This is a genomic window from Enterobacter sp. SCRI0065, assembly GCF_059766475.1.
In genome coordinates this window covers 552,670-568,615 of sequence record NZ_JCBAJB010000002.1, presented here as the reverse complement: position 1 = coordinate 568,615, position 15,946 = coordinate 552,670, and the positions used below count along the sequence as shown (strand labels likewise).

The 15,946-nt window shown below is 52.5% G+C and carries 17 protein-coding genes and 1 other annotated feature; of the genes, 11 read left to right on the top strand and 6 right to left on the bottom strand.

Annotated features, from left to right (window positions below; translation table 11 throughout):
* Positions 1–40: 40 nt before the first annotated feature.
* Entirely contained in the window at positions 41–1,207 is a 1,167-nt protein-coding gene (gene dacD, locus AC6EMZ_RS08520; protein ID WP_498402304.1) for a serine-type D-Ala-D-Ala carboxypeptidase DacD, read from the bottom strand.
* 209 nt (positions 1,208–1,416) lie between these two features.
* Here dacD and sbcB point away from each other — a divergent pair, with 209 nt between their 5' ends.
* On the top strand, positions 1,417–2,841 hold the full coding sequence (sbcB, locus tag AC6EMZ_RS08515) for an exodeoxyribonuclease I (RefSeq protein WP_498402013.1): 1,425 nt from the start codon (positions 1,417–1,419) through the stop codon (positions 2,839–2,841).
* A gap of 62 nt (positions 2,842–2,903) precedes the next feature.
* Here the strand turns inward: sbcB and AC6EMZ_RS08510 are convergent, their stop codons facing one another.
* From AC6EMZ_RS08510 to AC6EMZ_RS08495, 4 genes are all read right to left on the bottom strand, one after another.
* A complete protein-coding gene (locus AC6EMZ_RS08510) occupies positions 2,904–4,265 on the bottom strand; it encodes an APC family permease (RefSeq protein ID WP_498402012.1) in 1,362 nt (453 codons plus the stop codon).
* Positions 4,255–4,317, bottom strand: coding sequence for a membrane protein YoeI (gene yoeI, locus AC6EMZ_RS08505; RefSeq protein ID WP_498402303.1), 63 nt, complete (start codon positions 4,315–4,317; stop codon positions 4,255–4,257). Before yoeI ends, AC6EMZ_RS08510 begins: the two co-directional genes overlap by 11 nt.
* A 223-nt stretch (positions 4,318–4,540) precedes the next feature.
* Positions 4,541–5,470, bottom strand: a complete 930-nt coding sequence (locus AC6EMZ_RS08500; RefSeq protein ID WP_498402011.1) for a LysR substrate-binding domain-containing protein — start codon at positions 5,468–5,470, stop codon at positions 4,541–4,543.
* Between the two features lie 42 nt (positions 5,471–5,512).
* A complete protein-coding gene (locus tag AC6EMZ_RS08495; protein ID WP_498402010.1) occupies positions 5,513–6,337 on the bottom strand; it encodes an SDR family oxidoreductase in 825 nt (274 codons plus the stop codon).
* A 175-nt stretch (positions 6,338–6,512) separates the two neighbouring features.
* Between AC6EMZ_RS08495 and hisL the strand changes: the two genes are divergently transcribed.
* From hisL to hisIE, 9 genes are all read left to right on the top strand, one after another.
* Complete coding sequence (hisL, locus tag AC6EMZ_RS08490) at positions 6,513–6,563, top strand: his operon leader peptide (protein WP_099516347.1); 51 nt, start codon at positions 6,513–6,515, stop codon at positions 6,561–6,563.
* Positions 6,539–6,661: a sequence feature (His leader region), on the top strand. It overlaps the preceding gene by 25 nt.
* Positions 6,662–6,706: 45 nt before the next feature.
* The gene (gene hisG / locus AC6EMZ_RS08485; protein WP_498402009.1) at positions 6,707–7,606 is read left to right on the top strand and encodes an ATP phosphoribosyltransferase; all 900 of its coding nucleotides are present in this window, start codon (positions 6,707–6,709) and stop codon (positions 7,604–7,606) included.
* 5 nt (positions 7,607–7,611) lie between these two features.
* Positions 7,612–8,916 carry a histidinol dehydrogenase gene (hisD, locus tag AC6EMZ_RS08480; protein ID WP_498402008.1) on the top strand — a complete coding sequence of 435 codons (1,305 nt, stop codon included), beginning with the start codon at positions 7,612–7,614 and terminating at the stop codon, positions 8,914–8,916.
* The gene (gene hisC, locus AC6EMZ_RS08475; RefSeq protein WP_498402007.1) at positions 8,913–9,974 is read left to right on the top strand and encodes a histidinol-phosphate transaminase; all 1,062 of its coding nucleotides are present in this window, start codon (positions 8,913–8,915) and stop codon (positions 9,972–9,974) included. The genes hisD and hisC overlap by 4 nt, the downstream gene beginning before the upstream one ends.
* Positions 9,971–11,038, top strand: a complete 1,068-nt coding sequence (hisB, locus tag AC6EMZ_RS08470) for a bifunctional histidinol-phosphatase/imidazoleglycerol-phosphate dehydratase HisB (RefSeq protein ID WP_498402006.1) — start codon at positions 9,971–9,973, stop codon at positions 11,036–11,038. The genes hisC and hisB overlap by 4 nt, the downstream gene beginning before the upstream one ends.
* On the top strand, positions 11,038–11,628 hold the full coding sequence (gene hisH / locus AC6EMZ_RS08465) for an imidazole glycerol phosphate synthase subunit HisH (protein WP_498402005.1): 591 nt from the start codon (positions 11,038–11,040) through the stop codon (positions 11,626–11,628). The genes hisB and hisH overlap by 1 nt, the downstream gene beginning before the upstream one ends.
* On the top strand, positions 11,628–12,365 hold the full coding sequence (gene hisA / locus AC6EMZ_RS08460; protein ID WP_498402004.1) for a 1-(5-phosphoribosyl)-5-[(5-phosphoribosylamino)methylideneamino]imidazole-4-carboxamide isomerase: 738 nt from the start codon (positions 11,628–11,630) through the stop codon (positions 12,363–12,365). The genes hisH and hisA overlap by 1 nt, the downstream gene beginning before the upstream one ends.
* Complete coding sequence (gene hisF / locus AC6EMZ_RS08455) at positions 12,347–13,123, top strand: imidazole glycerol phosphate synthase subunit HisF (RefSeq protein WP_498402003.1); 777 nt, start codon at positions 12,347–12,349, stop codon at positions 13,121–13,123. The genes hisA and hisF overlap by 19 nt, the downstream gene beginning before the upstream one ends.
* Positions 13,117–13,728: a bifunctional phosphoribosyl-AMP cyclohydrolase/phosphoribosyl-ATP diphosphatase HisIE gene (gene hisIE, locus AC6EMZ_RS08450; protein ID WP_498402002.1), complete on the top strand. Its 612-nt coding sequence runs from the start codon at positions 13,117–13,119 to the stop codon at positions 13,726–13,728. Before hisF ends, hisIE begins: the two co-directional genes overlap by 7 nt.
* 42 nt (positions 13,729–13,770) lie before the next feature.
* Here hisIE and wzzB read toward each other — a convergent pair whose 3' ends face one another.
* Positions 13,771–14,751 carry an LPS O-antigen chain length determinant protein WzzB gene (wzzB, locus tag AC6EMZ_RS08445; RefSeq protein WP_498402001.1) on the bottom strand — a complete coding sequence of 327 codons (981 nt, stop codon included), beginning with the start codon at positions 14,749–14,751 and terminating at the stop codon, positions 13,771–13,773.
* Between the two features lie 190 nt (positions 14,752–14,941).
* Between wzzB and AC6EMZ_RS08440 the strand changes: the two genes are divergently transcribed.
* Complete coding sequence (locus AC6EMZ_RS08440) at positions 14,942–15,946, top strand: NAD-dependent epimerase (protein WP_498402000.1); 1,005 nt, start codon at positions 14,942–14,944, stop codon at positions 15,944–15,946.

The window sequence follows — 15,946 nt, the reverse complement described above, 5'->3', positions numbered from 1 at the left end:
CGCAAGAGTGCCAGTCTGCTCTTTTCGCGAACTCATCCGATCAAAGGGTATGATGTAAATAATCGCTCAGACGCGAGAACATCCCGCCTTTTCCCACGCTTTCCAGCGTAACCAAAGGCCAATGGGCAACGATTTTGTCCCGGTCATACAGTTCGATCTCACCGACACGCTGATGCGCGGCGATAGGCGCTTGCAGCTCTTTTTTATCCATCACGTTCTTCGCTTTGATATTCGCGACTTCCGCTTTTGGCAGAGCCAGCCAGAAATCCTGGTCGGTACCTAATGAAATCTGCTCTTTATCACCGTACCAGATGCGTTCTGTTCCAACTTGCTTCCCGTTTCGCAAAATTTGTACGGTATCGAAGTTTTGTTGTCCCCAGTGCAGCAGTTTACGCGCCTGCTCTTCACGACCTTTTGGACTCTCTCCACCCATAATGACCGCAATCAACCGACGTTGCCCATCGACAGCCGACGCAATCAAGTTAAAACCTGCGCCAGACGTGTGCCCGGTCTTCAGCCCGTCGACATTCAGCGTCTTGTCCCACAACAGTCCATTACGGTTCTGCTGCGTCACGCCGTTCCACGTCAGGCTTTTCTCACTGTACATATGATAAAACTCGGGCTCGCCATGAATAATCGCCCGGGAAAGTACGGCCAAATCGTAAGCAGAGCTGTGCTGTCCGGGGGCATCAAGCCCATGCACCGTTTCGAAATGCGTGTCGCGCAGCCCCAGCTTCTCAACATATTCGTTCATCATCGTGACGAACTGCGGCTGTCCTCCTGCCACGTAATCGGCCAGCGCCACGCACGCGTCATTCCCCGAATCTACGATCAGGCCACGGCTCAGGTCGCGTACCGAAACGCGCTCGCCCGCTTTAAGAAACATGAGCGACGAGCCGTCAAACACAGGATTCCCTTTTGCCCACGCATCGCGCCCAACGGTCACCATGTCGTCAGGCGTAATGCGATGGCTGTCGATTGCGCGATCGACGACATAGCCGGTCATCAGCTTGGTAAGACTCGCCGGATTGCGCTGTTGATGCTCGTTGCCCGCCGTTAGAATTTGGCCAGTGGTATAATCCATCAGCACCCAGGAGCCTGCCTGCACGGCAGGTGGCTGCGGTGAGAAATCCAGTGGGTCAGCAGCCAGAACAGATGAAATACTCGAAGCGAGTAAAGAAACAGCAATAAACAGACGGCGTTTCAACGGTATATCCTCAGTCATGTAAAATCGTTGACCTTTTTACGGAAGTTCTCATGTCGTTACCTGGTTAAATTGCAAAAAAATGTGACTATCCGCAAATTTTCATCGGAAGCGCGCTCGCATTTTTGGCGTCGGAACGTGCTTTTTATTCGGTGTGTTGACCTCGATGGTTTACCATAGAGGAGTAACTTTTCAACAGGATGGTATTACTGGTGTCTGATTCCGCCGCGCTCCCCACTTTTCTCTTCCACGATTACGAAACCTTTGGTACTAGCCCCTCGCTGGACAGGCCTTCGCAATTTGCGGCGATCCGCACCGATGCTGATTTCAATGTCATTGGTGAACCCGACGTCTTCTACTGCAAGCCTGCCGACGATTATCTGCCGCAACCGGGTGCCGTAATGGTGACGGGCATTACGCCCCAGGAAGCTCGTGAGAAAGGCGTTAATGAAGCTGATTTTGCGCGTCGCATCCACGATTTATTCACCGTGCCGAATACCTGCGTAGTGGGCTACAACAACATCCGTTTCGATGATGAAGTCACGCGCAATATCCTGTATCGCAACTTTTACGACCCTTACGCCTGGAGCTGGCAAAACCGCAACTCACGCTGGGATTTACTCGATGTGATGCGCGCTTGCTATGCCCTGCGTCCCGAGGGCATTAACTGGCCCGAGAATGACGACGGTTTACCCAGTTTCCGTCTTGAGCATCTGACCCGCGCTAACGGCATTGAGCACAGCAATGCGCATGATGCGATGGCCGACGTTTACGCCACCATCGCGATGGCGAAATTGGTCAAAACAGCACAGCCCAAATTGTTCGAGTATCTGCTGAGCTATCGCAGCAAGCAGAAGTTGATGACGCTGATTGATGTCCCTCAGATGAAGCCGCTGGTGCATATTTCTGGCATGTTTGGTGCGTGGCGCGGCAACACCAGTTGGGTTGCGCCTCTGGCGTGGCATCCCGATAACCGCAACGCGGTCATTATGGTGGACCTTGCAGGCGACATGACTCCGTTGCTGGAACTTGAAAGCGATGCGCTACGTGAGCGGCTCTATACGCCTAAAGGCGAGCTGGGTGATAGCGCCGCCGTGCCGGTGAAATTGGTCCATATCAATAAGTGTCCGGTACTGGCGCAGGCGAACACGCTTCGTGCTGAAGATGCCGACCGTCTGGGCATTAATCGCCAGCTGTGTCTCGATAACCTTAAACTGCTGCGTGAAAACCCTCAGATTCGCGATAAAGTTGTCGCCATCTTTGCAGAAGCGGAACCCTTTGTTCCCTCCGATAACGTGGATGCGCAGCTTTATAACGGCTTTTTCAGCGATGCCGATCGCGCCGCGATGAACATCGTGCTGAAAACCGATCCTAACAATTTACCAGCGCTGGATATCACCTTCTCAGACAAGCGTATTGAGAAGCTGATGTTTAACTATCGGGCGCGCAATTTCCCGGGCACGTTGGATGAAGCAGAACAGGCGCGCTGGCTACAGCACCGACGTAATGTCTTCACGCCGGAGTTTCTGCAAAGCTATGCTCAGGAACTGGAAATGCTCTACAACCAGTATGAAGGTAACGCCGAGAAGCAGTCGCTGTTGAAAGCGTTATATCAATACGCGCAAGAAATTGTCTGAGAACATTAGGCATAAAAAAACCGGAGACATATAGCCTCCGGTTTTTTTACGCTGCGTCGTATTTACTGTGCGATATCTTCGTACTGCGGTACAGGATTGCGGAAGCTTTTGGTCACGCAAGCCAGGTAAATCAGGCCAATAGCACCCCAGATAAGACCCAGAATCATGGAGCTCTCTTCCAGGTTAATCCACAATGCCCCCACCGTCAGCGCACCACATAATGGCAGCACCAGGTAGTTGAAATGGTCTTTCAGCGTTTTGTTACGCTTCTCACGGATCCAGAACTGAGAGATCACAGAGAGGTTTACGAAGGTAAAGGCCACCAGCGCACCGAAGTTAATCAGCGCCGTCGCCGTCACTAAATCAAATTTGATTGCCAGCAGAGCGATAGCACCAACCAGCACGACGTTCCATGCCGGAGTGCGCCATTTTGGATGGATATAGCCGAAGAAGCGTGTCGGGAAGACACCGTCGCGGCCCATCACGTACATCAGACGAGAAACGCCTGCGTGGGCAGCCATACCTGATGCCAGTACGGTGACGCTTGAGAAAATCAACACGCCCCACTGGAAGGTTTTCCCTGCAACGTACAGCATGATTTCTGGCTGTGACGCATCCGGATCTTTAAAGCGAGAAATGTCCGGGAAATACAATTGCAGGAAGTAAGATGCACCGATGAACACCAAACCACCGATCACTGCGGTCAGGAGAATCGCTCTCGGAATAACGCGCTCAGCGTCTTTGGTCTCTTCAGACAGAGAAGAGATACCGTCAAAGCCCAGGAAGGAGAAGCACAGAATAGTCGCTCCGGTAATCATCGGCACAACGTGTGCGCCTTCAGACCAGAATGGACGCGTGCTCGTCAGCGTTCCTGCACCTTCACCATGCGCCACACCGTAAACAATCATGCCCACGATTACTGCAACAATACCCATCTGCAGGATAACGATTAAGGTATTGAAGTTGGCAACGGTTTTAATGCTCCGCAGGTTGGAGATGGTCATAAAGGCCACCAGCGCAACGACGAAGATCCACGACGGCACGGAAGGCACCAGCGCTTCGAAATAAATTTTTGCCAGCAGAATGTTGATCATCGGCATGAACAGGTAGTCCAGCAAAGATGACCAGCCCACCATAAAGCCAACCGCCGGGCTAATGGATTTCTGAGCATAGGTATACGCAGAACCAGCGGACGGGAACCGGCGAACCAGTTTACCGTAGCTCAGCGCGGTAAAGAGAATAGCGATCAGCGCAAAGGCGTAAGCCGTTGCAACGTGACCGTCTGTGAGGCCCGAAACGATACCAAACGTATCGAACAGCGTCATCGGCTGCATATAGGCAAGGCCCATCATAACAACCGGAACTAACGTAAGCGTTTTACGTAATTCCACGCGAGAGGTTTTTGGAGTAGCGTTAAGCGACATGGTTATTCTCCTTGACGGTGAAAGCCAGCGCGTAAGCAAAATATTGCCCCATTTTCTGAATTCCTCAGCGACAACAACTGTCGGATTTTAGTAAGTATCTATCCGGTACGAAGCCCGGCCTCTTGGGTTTTTTAAATGGCGTTTGGTACATGCAAAAAAAAATAACCGACGCCTTTTATATCGTCGATTATTCCAATGTTTTGCAGCGGCGCATTTTGCCCCATCTTTGGGATAAAAGGCAATAGATTCAGTATCCGATCGTTATTTTCTTTTTTCTAAGCGTTTGATTTTGCGCCATCCGCTGAACTGTAAACACCAGCAATAGCACTATTTGCTAAAATCTCGTCTCGCCACCACGCGCTTGCAAGCCCAGCTGTCTGCTCATTCCAGCCAACCCACACCGATTCGTTGTTGCTTTGCGCCAGGACCTGTTTTTCTATTAACGCACCACTTTCGATAAACCGCTGCGCCAGATAGCGCGGTAAATATCCGCATCCTAACCCGCTGATTTGCAGTTCCAGCTTGGTTTTAAAATCGAATACGGTGATCGCCTCTTGATCGTCAAGCAGTTGTGATGAAACGGCGCACTCGGGTCGAGAACTGTCTCCCACGACTATCGCACGGCATCCTTTAATCACCCGGCGCGAAATCGGTTCGGCCTCGTCGGCAAGCGGGTGATGCGGGGCAATAACAAAAACCTGTTCAAGTTCGCCCAGACGTGAAAAACCAAAATCGCTAAGCTGCGGCGGATCGCGCAACGCCCCGACGATGATATCTGCGCGCCCTTCGATAAGGGCTTCCCAGGATCCGCCAAGCACGCCATTAATGAATTTGAGACGGGTCACGCTGTGGCGTTGATAAAACGCCTCAATCAGCGGAGTCAGCAGAGAAAACGGGAATGTATCATCAACACCAATGACCAGCTCATTTTCCCAGCCTTGATGCAGCTTTACCGCCTGCTTTTCCAGCTCGCGCACCGTATGCAGCACTTCACGCCCTTTTTCCAGCAGCATCTGGCCTGTACGGGTGAAGCGAGCGCGATGACCTGAGCGGTCAAGTAACTGGATATTAAGATCGCTTTCAAGCTTATGAACGGTGTAGCTAAGCGCGGAAGGTGTTTTGAAGAGCTTCGCAGACGCAGCGGCAAAGCTCCCCTCTTTTTCCAACGCATCGAGGATAATCAGAACGTCCAGCAGCGGTTTCATACTCGCCCCCCAAAAGGTGTGCGAATGTCTCCGCTGGCGGAGTTATTCCATTGGCATTACCAGCGGATCGGGATATTGATACTCAAATCCCAGTTCACGACAAATACGATTGCCATCAATCACTTTGCCTTGCCCTTCCCCTGATGCGTCGCGGAACTGCGGCGGCTCAAGCCCAAGCTGACGGGCCATCACGGGATAAAATTGACTGCGCGCCGGATGAGAAGGCGCACATATATTATAGATGTGTCCGCCTTTAGGAGCCTGTAGCAGCATCGTAATCGCGTTAACCACATCTTCGAGATGCACAAGATTGACGCCGTGATGACCGTTCGGCGCTGTTTTGCCAGCAAAAAAGCGTCCTGGATGACGCCCTGGCCCCACCAGCCCCGCAAGGCGAAGAATATCCACCTGCGTACCCGGCAAATTATGTAGCCAGTCTTCAAGCTCTTTCAGAACGCGACCGCTTGCGGTGACGGGATGACGTTCGGACTGTTCTTTCGCCGTTCCTTCGATGTCCCCGTACACCGAGGTCGAGCTGGTGAAGATAATGCGCGGAATATGATGCGCCAGCGCACTATCCACAATCTCCTGCACCGCCTGAAGATAAAAACCTTCTCCGTCCCCGCTTCGCCGAGCGGGCAGCGTAATCACGAGGGCATCCACGTTCATTAACGCATCCAGATCGTCAACGTCGCAGACCATCTCAGGTTCGAGGCGTAACGCGACGCTGTCGATTCCGCACATCCGCGCGGCCTCAACGCCATCCAGCGTGGTTTTGCTGCCGGTTACCTGCCAGCCTCTTGATGTTAATGACATGGCTAACGGCATCCCTAACCATCCTAAACCGACAATTGCGACCTTTTTCATGCGTTTTCTCCTGACTGACATGCATCTGTATTAAGGCTACGCCAGCGCTGCGGAACTGACAATTCATAGCATCAATATGAAATGAATTAATGATTAAAAAAAGCCCTTGCGTTGAATAGCGGATGTGGTTTACGTTAAAAGACATCAAATGCATAAGCATTCAAAGAGAATTTATATGACACGCGTTCCATTTAAAAACCACCATCATCACCATCATCCTGACTAGTCTTTCAGGCGATGTGTGCTGGAAGACATTCAGATCTTCCAGTGGTGCGAGAACGCAAGAAAAGCCCCCGGAAGATCATCTTCCGGGGGCTTTTTTTTGGATCGTATTCAGACAGATTAAAACAGGATAACGAGGACAAAAGAATGTTAGATAACACACGTTTACGCATAGCTATGCAGAAATCAGGTCGTCTGAGTGATGATTCACGCGAACTGCTGGCTCGCTGCGGAATTAAAATTAATTTACACACCCAGCGCCTGATTGCCCTGGCAGAGAACATGCCTATCGATATTCTGCGCGTACGTGATGACGACATCCCTGGCCTGGTCATGGATGGCGTAGTGGACCTCGGTATCATTGGCGAAAACGTGCTGGAAGAAGAACTGCTGAACCGCCGCGCCCAGGGCGAAGACCCGCGCTACTTTACCCTGCGTCGTCTTGATTTTGGCGGATGCCGCCTGTCGCTGGCCACCGCCGTTGACGAAGCCTGGGATGGCCCGGCTGCGCTGAACGGTAAGCGTATCGCCACCTCTTATCCTCACCTGCTCAAACGCTACCTGGATCAAAAGGGCGTGCAGTTTAAATCTTGTTTGTTGAACGGTTCCGTCGAAGTGGCTCCGCGCGCGGGTCTGGCTGATGCTATCTGCGACCTCGTATCAACCGGGGCTACGCTTGAAGCTAACGGCCTGCGTGAAGTCGAAGTGATCTATCGCTCTAAAGCGTGTCTTATCCAGCGCGATGGCGAAATGCCTGAAGCCAAACAGCAACTGATCGACAAATTGTTGACCCGTATTCAGGGTGTCATTCAGGCTCGCGAATCGAAATACATCATGATGCACGCGCCAACCGAACGTCTGGATGAAGTGATTGCCCTGTTACCCGGTGCTGAGCGCCCGACGATTCTGCCACTTGCGGGCGATAAGCAGCGTGTGGCCATGCATATGGTCAGCAGCGAAACCCTGTTCTGGGAAACGATGGAAAAACTGAAGGCGTTGGGGGCAAGCTCCATTCTGGTGCTGCCAATTGAGAAGATGATGGAGTAACCACCATGAGCTTTAGCACCCTCATCGACTGGAATAACTGTAGCCAGGACCAGCAGCAAGCACTGTTGATGCGCCCTGCTATCTCGGCGTCTGAAAGCATTACCCGCACCGTGGCGGAGATTCTGGATAACGTGAAAGCCCGTGGTGATGACGCGCTGCGCGAGTACAGCGCAAAGTTTGATAAAACTGACGTCGGCGCGCTGAAAGTGACCGCGCAGGAGATCGATGATGCCAGCGATCGGTTGAGCGACGAACTCAAACAGGCGATGGCCGTCGCGGTTCAGAATATCGATGCTTTCCACACCGCGCAGATATTACCCATCGTCGATATTGAAACGCGCCCAGGCGTACGTTGTCAGCAAATCACCCGCCCTGTCGCCTCCGTTGGACTTTATATTCCGGGCGGCTCTGCGCCTCTGTTTTCAACCGTCTTAATGCTGGCAACACCCGCGCGTATTGCTGGCTGTCAAAAGGTTGTGCTCTGCTCTCCCCCACCCATTGCAGATGAAATCTTGTATGCCGCAAAGCTGTGCGGGGTAAAGGATGTCTTTAAAGTCGGCGGCGCGCAGGCAATTTCTGCACTGGCCTTTGGAACGGAGTCTGTTCCGAAAGTCGATAAAATCTTCGGACCGGGCAACGCGTTTGTCACCGAAGCCAAGCGCCAGGTTAGCCAGCGCCTGGATGGCGCAGCGATCGATATGCCTGCCGGTCCGTCTGAGGTATTAGTGATTGCGGATAGCGGTGCAACGCCTGATTTTGTCGCCTCCGATCTGCTGTCACAGGCGGAACACGGACCGGATTCACAGGTCATTCTGCTGACGCCAGATGCCTCAATGGCAACGCGCGTCGGTGAAGCAGTCGAACGTCAGCTTGCCGAACTACCGCGTGCGGAGACGGCGCGTCAGGCGCTTTCTGCCAGCCGCCTGATCGTGGCCAGAGATCTTGAACAATGTATTGAGATTTCCAACCAGTACGGTCCGGAGCACCTGATTATTCAGACTCGCCGCGCGCGCGATCTGGTTGATAGCATTACCAGCGCGGGATCGGTCTTCCTGGGCGACTGGTCACCAGAATCTGCTGGCGACTATGCTTCCGGCACTAACCACGTATTGCCCACTTATGGTTACACGTCGACCTGTTCAAGCCTGGGCCTGGCCGATTTCCAGAAACGCATGACCGTGCAAGAGCTGTCGCGCGAAGGGTTTGCATCACTGGCTTCGACTATCGAAACGCTGGCTGCTGCAGAACGCCTCACCGCCCACAAAAATGCCGTTACGCTGCGCGTTGCAGCCCTGAAGGAGCAAGCATGAGCATCGAAGAATTAGCCCGTGAAAACGTGCGCAGATTGACGCCCTATCAATCCGCTCGCCGCCTGGGCGGTAACGGTGACGTCTGGCTGAACGCCAATGAATTCCCGACGGCGGTCTCCTTTGAGCTTTCACAGCAGACGCTGAACCGCTATCCAGAGTGCCAGCCAAAAGCGGTCATAGAAAACTATGCGCAGTATGCCGGCGTGAAGCCCGAGCAAGTGCTGGTGAGCCGTGGGGCCGATGAAGGTATTGAGCTGCTGATTCGCGCGTTCTGCGAGCCGGGTAAAGACGCTGTGCTTTACTGTCAGCCGACCTACGGCATGTACAGCGTCAGCGCCGAAACCTTCGGCGTCGAGTGCCGCAATGTGCTCTCGCTCGACGACTGGCAGCTCGATCTTCCGGCCATTGCCGAAAAGCTCGACGGCGTTAAGGTCATCTTCGTGTGCAGCCCAAACAACCCGACCGGGCAAATCGTGGATCCTCAGGACATCCGCACCCTGCTGGAGATGGCTCGCGGCAAAGCATTGGTGGTCGCCGACGAGGCGTACATTGAGTTTTGTCCGCAGGCTACGCTTGCAGGCTGGCTGGATGAGTACCCGCACCTGGTCGTGTTGCGTACACTGTCGAAGGCCTTTGCGCTAGCAGGTTTACGCTGCGGCTTTACGCTTGCCAATCAGGAAGTGATCGACCTGCTGATGAAGGTTATCGCCCCCTATCCGCTTTCGACTCCTGTTGCCGACATCGCTGCGCAGGCGTTGGCGCCGTTGGGCATTAATGCAATGCGCGAGCGCGTGGCGCAGATTCTGGTCGAGCGGCAATATTTAGTGCAGGCTCTGAAAGACATCCCCTGCGTAGAGCAGGTGTTTGATTCAGAGACCAATTACATCCTGGTGCGCTTTATCGCTTCCAGCGCCGTATTCAAATCGTTGTGGGATCAGGGCATTATCTTACGAGACCAAAATAAACAACCTTCTTTAAGCGGCTGCCTGCGTATCACCATTGGCACCCGTGACGAGAGCCAGCGCGTTATTGACGCCCTGAAAGCGGAGAAAGTATGAGCCAGAAGTATCTCTTTATCGATCGTGACGGCACCATAATTGCCGAGCCACCGAGTGATTATCAGGTCGATCGTTTCGACAAGCTGGCCTTTGAAGCTGACGTCATTCCTGTCCTGCTCAAGCTGCAAAAAGCGGGCTTTAAGCTGGTGATGATCACCAACCAGGACGGTCTGGGAACAGACAGCTTCCCGCAGGCGGAGTTTGATGGCCCGCACAATCTGATGATGCAAATTCTGACTTCACAAGGTGTTGCATTTGATGAAGTGCTGATTTGCCCGCATCTTCCCGCCGATAACTGCGACTGCCGTAAGCCGAAGGTGAAGCTGGTAGAGCGCTATCTTGCTGAAGATGCGCTGGATAAAACCAACAGCTACGTGATTGGCGATCGCGCCACCGACATCGAACTGGCCGGGAATATGGGCATTCAGGGTCTGCGTTTTAACCGCACCGAACTGAACTGGGCAATGATTGGCGAACAGCTGACCAAACGCGACCGTTATGCCCATGTCGAACGTAATACCAAAGAGACGCAGATCGACGTTAAGGTGTGGCTGGACCGCGAAGGCGGCAGCAAGATCCACACCGGCGTGGGCTTTTTTGATCACATGCTGGACCAGATTTCCACCCACGGTGGTTTTCGCATGGAGATCAACGTTAAGGGCGACCTCTACATTGACGATCACCACACCGTCGAAGATACCGGCCTGGCGCTGGGCGAAGCTCTGAAACTGGCCTTAGGTGACAAGCGTGGGATTAATCGTTTTGGCTTTGTACTGCCGATGGACGAATGCCTCGCACGCTGTGCGCTGGATATCTCTGGTCGCCCACACCTGGAATATAAAGCCGATTTCGCCTACCAGCGCGTGGGCGATTTGAGCACCGAAATGGTTGAGCACTTCTTCCGTTCGCTCTCTTACACCATGGGCGTAACGCTGCATTTGAAAACGAAAGGTAAGAACGATCACCACCGTGTCGAAAGCCTGTTTAAGGTGTTTGGCCGCACGCTGCGTCAGGCCATTCGCGTGGATGGCGACACGCTGCCCTCGTCAAAAGGAGTGCTGTGATGAACGTGGTGATTCTGGATACCGGATGCGCCAACCTGAACTCGGTTAAATCCGCCATCGGGCGTCACGGCTATGAACCCATTGTGAGCCGCGATCCTGACGTTGTGCTTCGTGCAGATAAGCTGTTTCTGCCGGGCGTGGGAACGGCCCAGGCCGCAATGGATCAAATACACGAGCGCGAGTTGGTGGAGTTGATTAAAGCCTGCACTCAACCGGTACTGGGGATTTGCCTGGGTATGCAACTGCTGGGACGGCGCAGTGAAGAGAGCAATGGCGTTGATCTGCTGGGCATTATCGAAGAGGACGTGCCAAAGATGACGGACCACGGTCTGCCGTTACCGCACATGGGCTGGAACCGAGTCTATCCGAAGGCTGGCGACCGACTGTTTCGGGGTATCGAAGACGGATCGTATTTTTACTTTGTGCACAGCTACGCGATGCCGGTCAATACCTGGACCATTGCGCAATGTCAGTACGGCGAAGCCTTCACCGCTGCGGTAAACAAAGATAATTTCTTTGGCGTGCAATTCCACCCGGAACGCTCTGGTGCCGCCGGTGCGCAGCTGCTGAAAAACTTTCTGGAGATGTGATGATTATTCCTGCGTTAGATCTTATCGACGGTACGGTTGTCCGTCTCCATCAGGGCGATTACGGCCAGCAGCGCGACTACGGTAACGATCCGCTACCACGTCTGCAGGAGTACGCAGCTCAAGGCGCGGAAATTCTTCATCTGGTCGACCTGACCGGAGCAAAAGATCCGGCCAGGCGACAGATTGCGTTGCTGAAAAAGCTGGTTGCTGGCGTGAACGTGCCTGTGCAGGTTGGCGGCGGCGTACGCACTGAAGAGGATGTCGCGGCTCTGATTGACGCTGGCGTGGCGCGCGTAGTGGTTGGCTCCACGGCGGTTAAGGATCCGGAGAGAGTCAAAGGCTGGTTTCGCCGCTTTGGTGCCGATGCTCTGGTGCTTGCCCTGGACGTACGCATCGACGAGCAAGGTAACAAGCAGGTCGCGGTGAGCGGCTGGCAGGAAAATTCCGGCCTGACGCTTGAAGCGCTGGTTGATATCTATCTGCCTGTCGGGCTGAAGCACGTGCTGTGTACGGATATCTCACGTGACGGCACATTGGCCGGCTCAAACGTCTCGCTGTATGAAGAAGTCTGCGCACGTTATCCGCAGGTGGCGTTCCAGTCATCGGGTGGTATTGGTGATTTGAATGACATCGCGGCCCTGCGCGGTACCGGCGTACGCGGGGTCATTGTGGGTCGTGCTCTATTGGAAGAAAAATTTACGGTGTCGGAGGCGATTCAATGCTGGCAAAACGGATAATCCCCTGTCTTGACGTGCGTGACGGTCAGGTTGTTAAAGGCGTGCAGTTCCGCAATCACGAAATTATCGGCGATATCGTTCCTCTGGCGAAACGCTACGCAGAGGAAGGGGCTGACGAACTGGTGTTTTATGATATCACCGCCTCCAGCGATGGTCGCGTTGTGGATAAAAGCTGGGTTGCCAGCGTAGCTGAAGTGATCGATATTCCGTTCTGTGTAGCTGGAGGAATTAAGTCTGTAGAAGATGCCGCGAAAATCCTGACTTTCGGCGCAGACAAAATTTCCATCAACTCCCCTGCCCTGGCGGATCCTGAGTTAATTACTCGCCTTGCCGATCGTTTTGGCGTGCAATGCATCGTGGTCGGTATCGATACCTGGTATGACGCTGCTACCGGTAAATATCACGTCAATCAATATACCGGCGATGAAAGCCGCACCCGCGTCACACAGTGGGAAACGCTGGATTGGGTACAGGAAGTGCAAAAGCGCGGTGCGGGAGAAATTGTCCTGAATATGATGAACCAGGACGGAGTGCGTAACGGCTATGACCTGGAACAGCTGAAGAAAGTACGTGAAGTTTGCCATGTGCCGCTTATCGCTTCTGGTGGCGCGGGAACGATGGAGCACTTCGTAGAAGCCTTCCGCGACGCGGACGTTGACGGCGCGCTGGCTGCGTCGGTTTTCCACAAGCAGATTATTAATATTGGTGAGTTAAAAACGTACCTGGCGACTCAGGGCGTGGAGATGAGGTTATGTTAACTGAGCAACAACGCACGCAGCTGGATTGGGAAAAAACGGACGGATTATTGCCGGTAGTAGTCCAACACGCCGTTTCTGGTGAAGTGTTAATGCTGGGCTATATGAACCAGGAAGCGCTGAGCAAAACGCTCGATAGTGGGAAAGTCACCTTTTTCTCTCGCACTAAACAGCGTTTATGGACCAAAGGCGAAAGCTCTGGCCATTTCCTGAACGTGGTTAGCATCACCCCTGATTGCGATAACGATACCCTGCTGGTACTGGCAAACCCTATCGGCCCGACCTGCCATTTGGGGTCCACCAGCTGCTTTGGTGACGCGAGCCACCAGTGGTTGTTCCTGTATCAACTGGAACAACTGCTTGCAGAGCGCAAAACCGCTGACCCGGAAAGCTCGTACACGGCGAAGCTATATGCCAGTGGAACTAAGCGCATCGCGCAAAAGGTCGGGGAAGAAGGGGTTGAAACCGCATTGGCCGCAACCGTTAACGATCGCGATGAACTGACCAATGAAGCCTCTGATTTGATATATCACCTGCTGGTGCTGCTACAGGATCAGGAACTGGATTTGACGGCGGTCATTGAGAATTTACGCAAGCGACACAAATAAAAAAAAGACCGGGGAAACCCGGTCTTTTTTTCGAAATGATTATCAGTTTTTATTTTGGTAGCTACGAAGCGCATTACGCCCCAGCACAACAGCAGAACCCATAATCCCGCCCAACAGAACGGCCAGAATCAAAGCAATAGCTTTTTTAGGACTATCGCGACGAATCGGCAAGTCCGGTTTCATCACGTAACGATACACATGAATAGTCGCCGGATCGACGTTCAGGTTTTCGATATCCAGTAAATTCTGTTTGGTCTGGTAATACGCTGAAGAAAAGACCAGAGGTCGCGAACTTTCATTCTGAATCATCGAATTCAATGCTACGCTGCCCAGAAGGAACAGGGTGTCCTGAGTGACATCCTGAGTTTGCTGGAGTTGCGGCGTGGTGATTTTTGCCGCCTCAGCAAACTTAATAGCCTCTGTAATCTGCTTAATACGCAGGTCTTTCTGTTCCTGAGCGACTTTTTCCTGGTTACCCAGAGAGTCGTTCAAGGTTGTGATCTGCTGCTTAATGTTGTCCTTAAGGTCAACGCTAAGTTCTTTAGCCGTTTGCTCGTCAACCAACTGAATATACTGCGCCAGCTGTTTTTGCGCGTCTTCTGCCGTTTCGCCTACGTAGGAAACGCTTAAAGGCATCGCTTGCCCTTTAACCGCTGCTTCAATCGTTAACTTTTCAGGTGCTTCCTGATTGTCCAGCGTCTGAGACAATGCCGAGAAAGCCGAGTTAAAACGAGCAATGACACGACTTTGCGTGTCCAGCATACCAGGTGCTGCGCCACCATAAAGAATATTCAGGGCATTACTGTAGGTTGCAATTTGCGCCGCATCAGGCTGAGTGATAATTGCTGTAGAGGTCCATTTCTCCTTTGCAATCGTAATGTAAACACCAGCAAGTACAATCGCGATGGCGATAAAAGCAGCAATTGTCCACTTCCCACGCCAAATTTGCAGAACTAAATCAATTAAATCAATTTGCTCCGGGTCATTGCTTCGGTTGACCACGTTGTTGTTATTCTGGGACATACAATCCTTTAACAGTTAAAGCGCAAAAATATTATTTATGTAGTGTATCGATTGTTAGCAATTTTTCTATAAGAATCCGATGACTTATCGTCTAAGCAGTGAAGTTTTACGAAGTAAACGCTTAAGGGTATGATGAACATCATAGATTTTTACTACTCGTTTAGCGATTTTGTTACTGAAGAGGATGGATATGAAATTTTTAGTCACTGGGGCAGCAGGCTTTATCGGCTTCCACGTCAGCGGACGTCTGCAGGAAGCAGGGCATCAGGTCATTGGCATTGATAATCTGAATGATTATTACGACGTTAGCCTGAAGCAAGCCCGTCTGGATCAGCTGACTTCTGAAAATTTCACCTTTCATAAACTCGATCTGGCCGATCGTGACGGTATGGCAGCCCTCTTTGCCAACGAGAAATTTGATCGGGTTATTCATCTGGCAGCCCAGGCAGGCGTGCGTTATTCGCTTGAGAATCCTCACGCTTACGCCGATGCTAACCTGATTGGCCACCTGAACGTGCTGGAAGGCTGTCGTCACAACAAAGTGCAGCATCTCCTGTATGCTTCTTCCAGCTCTGTGTACGGCCTGAACCGTAAAATGCCGTTCTCTACCGATGATTCGGTTGACCATCCCGTATCGCTCTATGCCGCGACCAAAAAAGCCAACGAGCTGATGTCGCACACCTATTCGCATTTGTATGATCTGCCGACCACTGGCCTGCGCTTCTTTACGGTTTATGGACCCTGGGGCCGCCCGGATATGGCACTGTTCAAATTCACCAAAGCGATGATTGAAGGCAAGAGCATCGACGTCTATAACTTCGGCAAGATGAAGCGTGACTTCACCTACATCGAGGATATCGCCGAGGCAATTATCCGTCTGCAGGATGTTATTCCTCAGGCAGACGCTAACTGGACCGTTGAAGTAGGTTCACCGGCAACCAGCTCCGCGCCGTATCGAGTTTACAACATCGGTAATAGCTCACCTGTTGAACTGATGGATTACATTACTGCGCTTGAAGAAGCTGTCGGCGTAGAAGCCGTTAAAAATATGATGCCAATGCAGCCGGGTGACGTTTTGGAAACCAGTGCCGACACGCAAGCACTGTATGACGTTATCGGCTTTAAGCCACAGACGTCGGTGAAAGATGGAGTGAAAAACTTCGTGCACTGGTATCGCGATTTCTACAACGTCTAA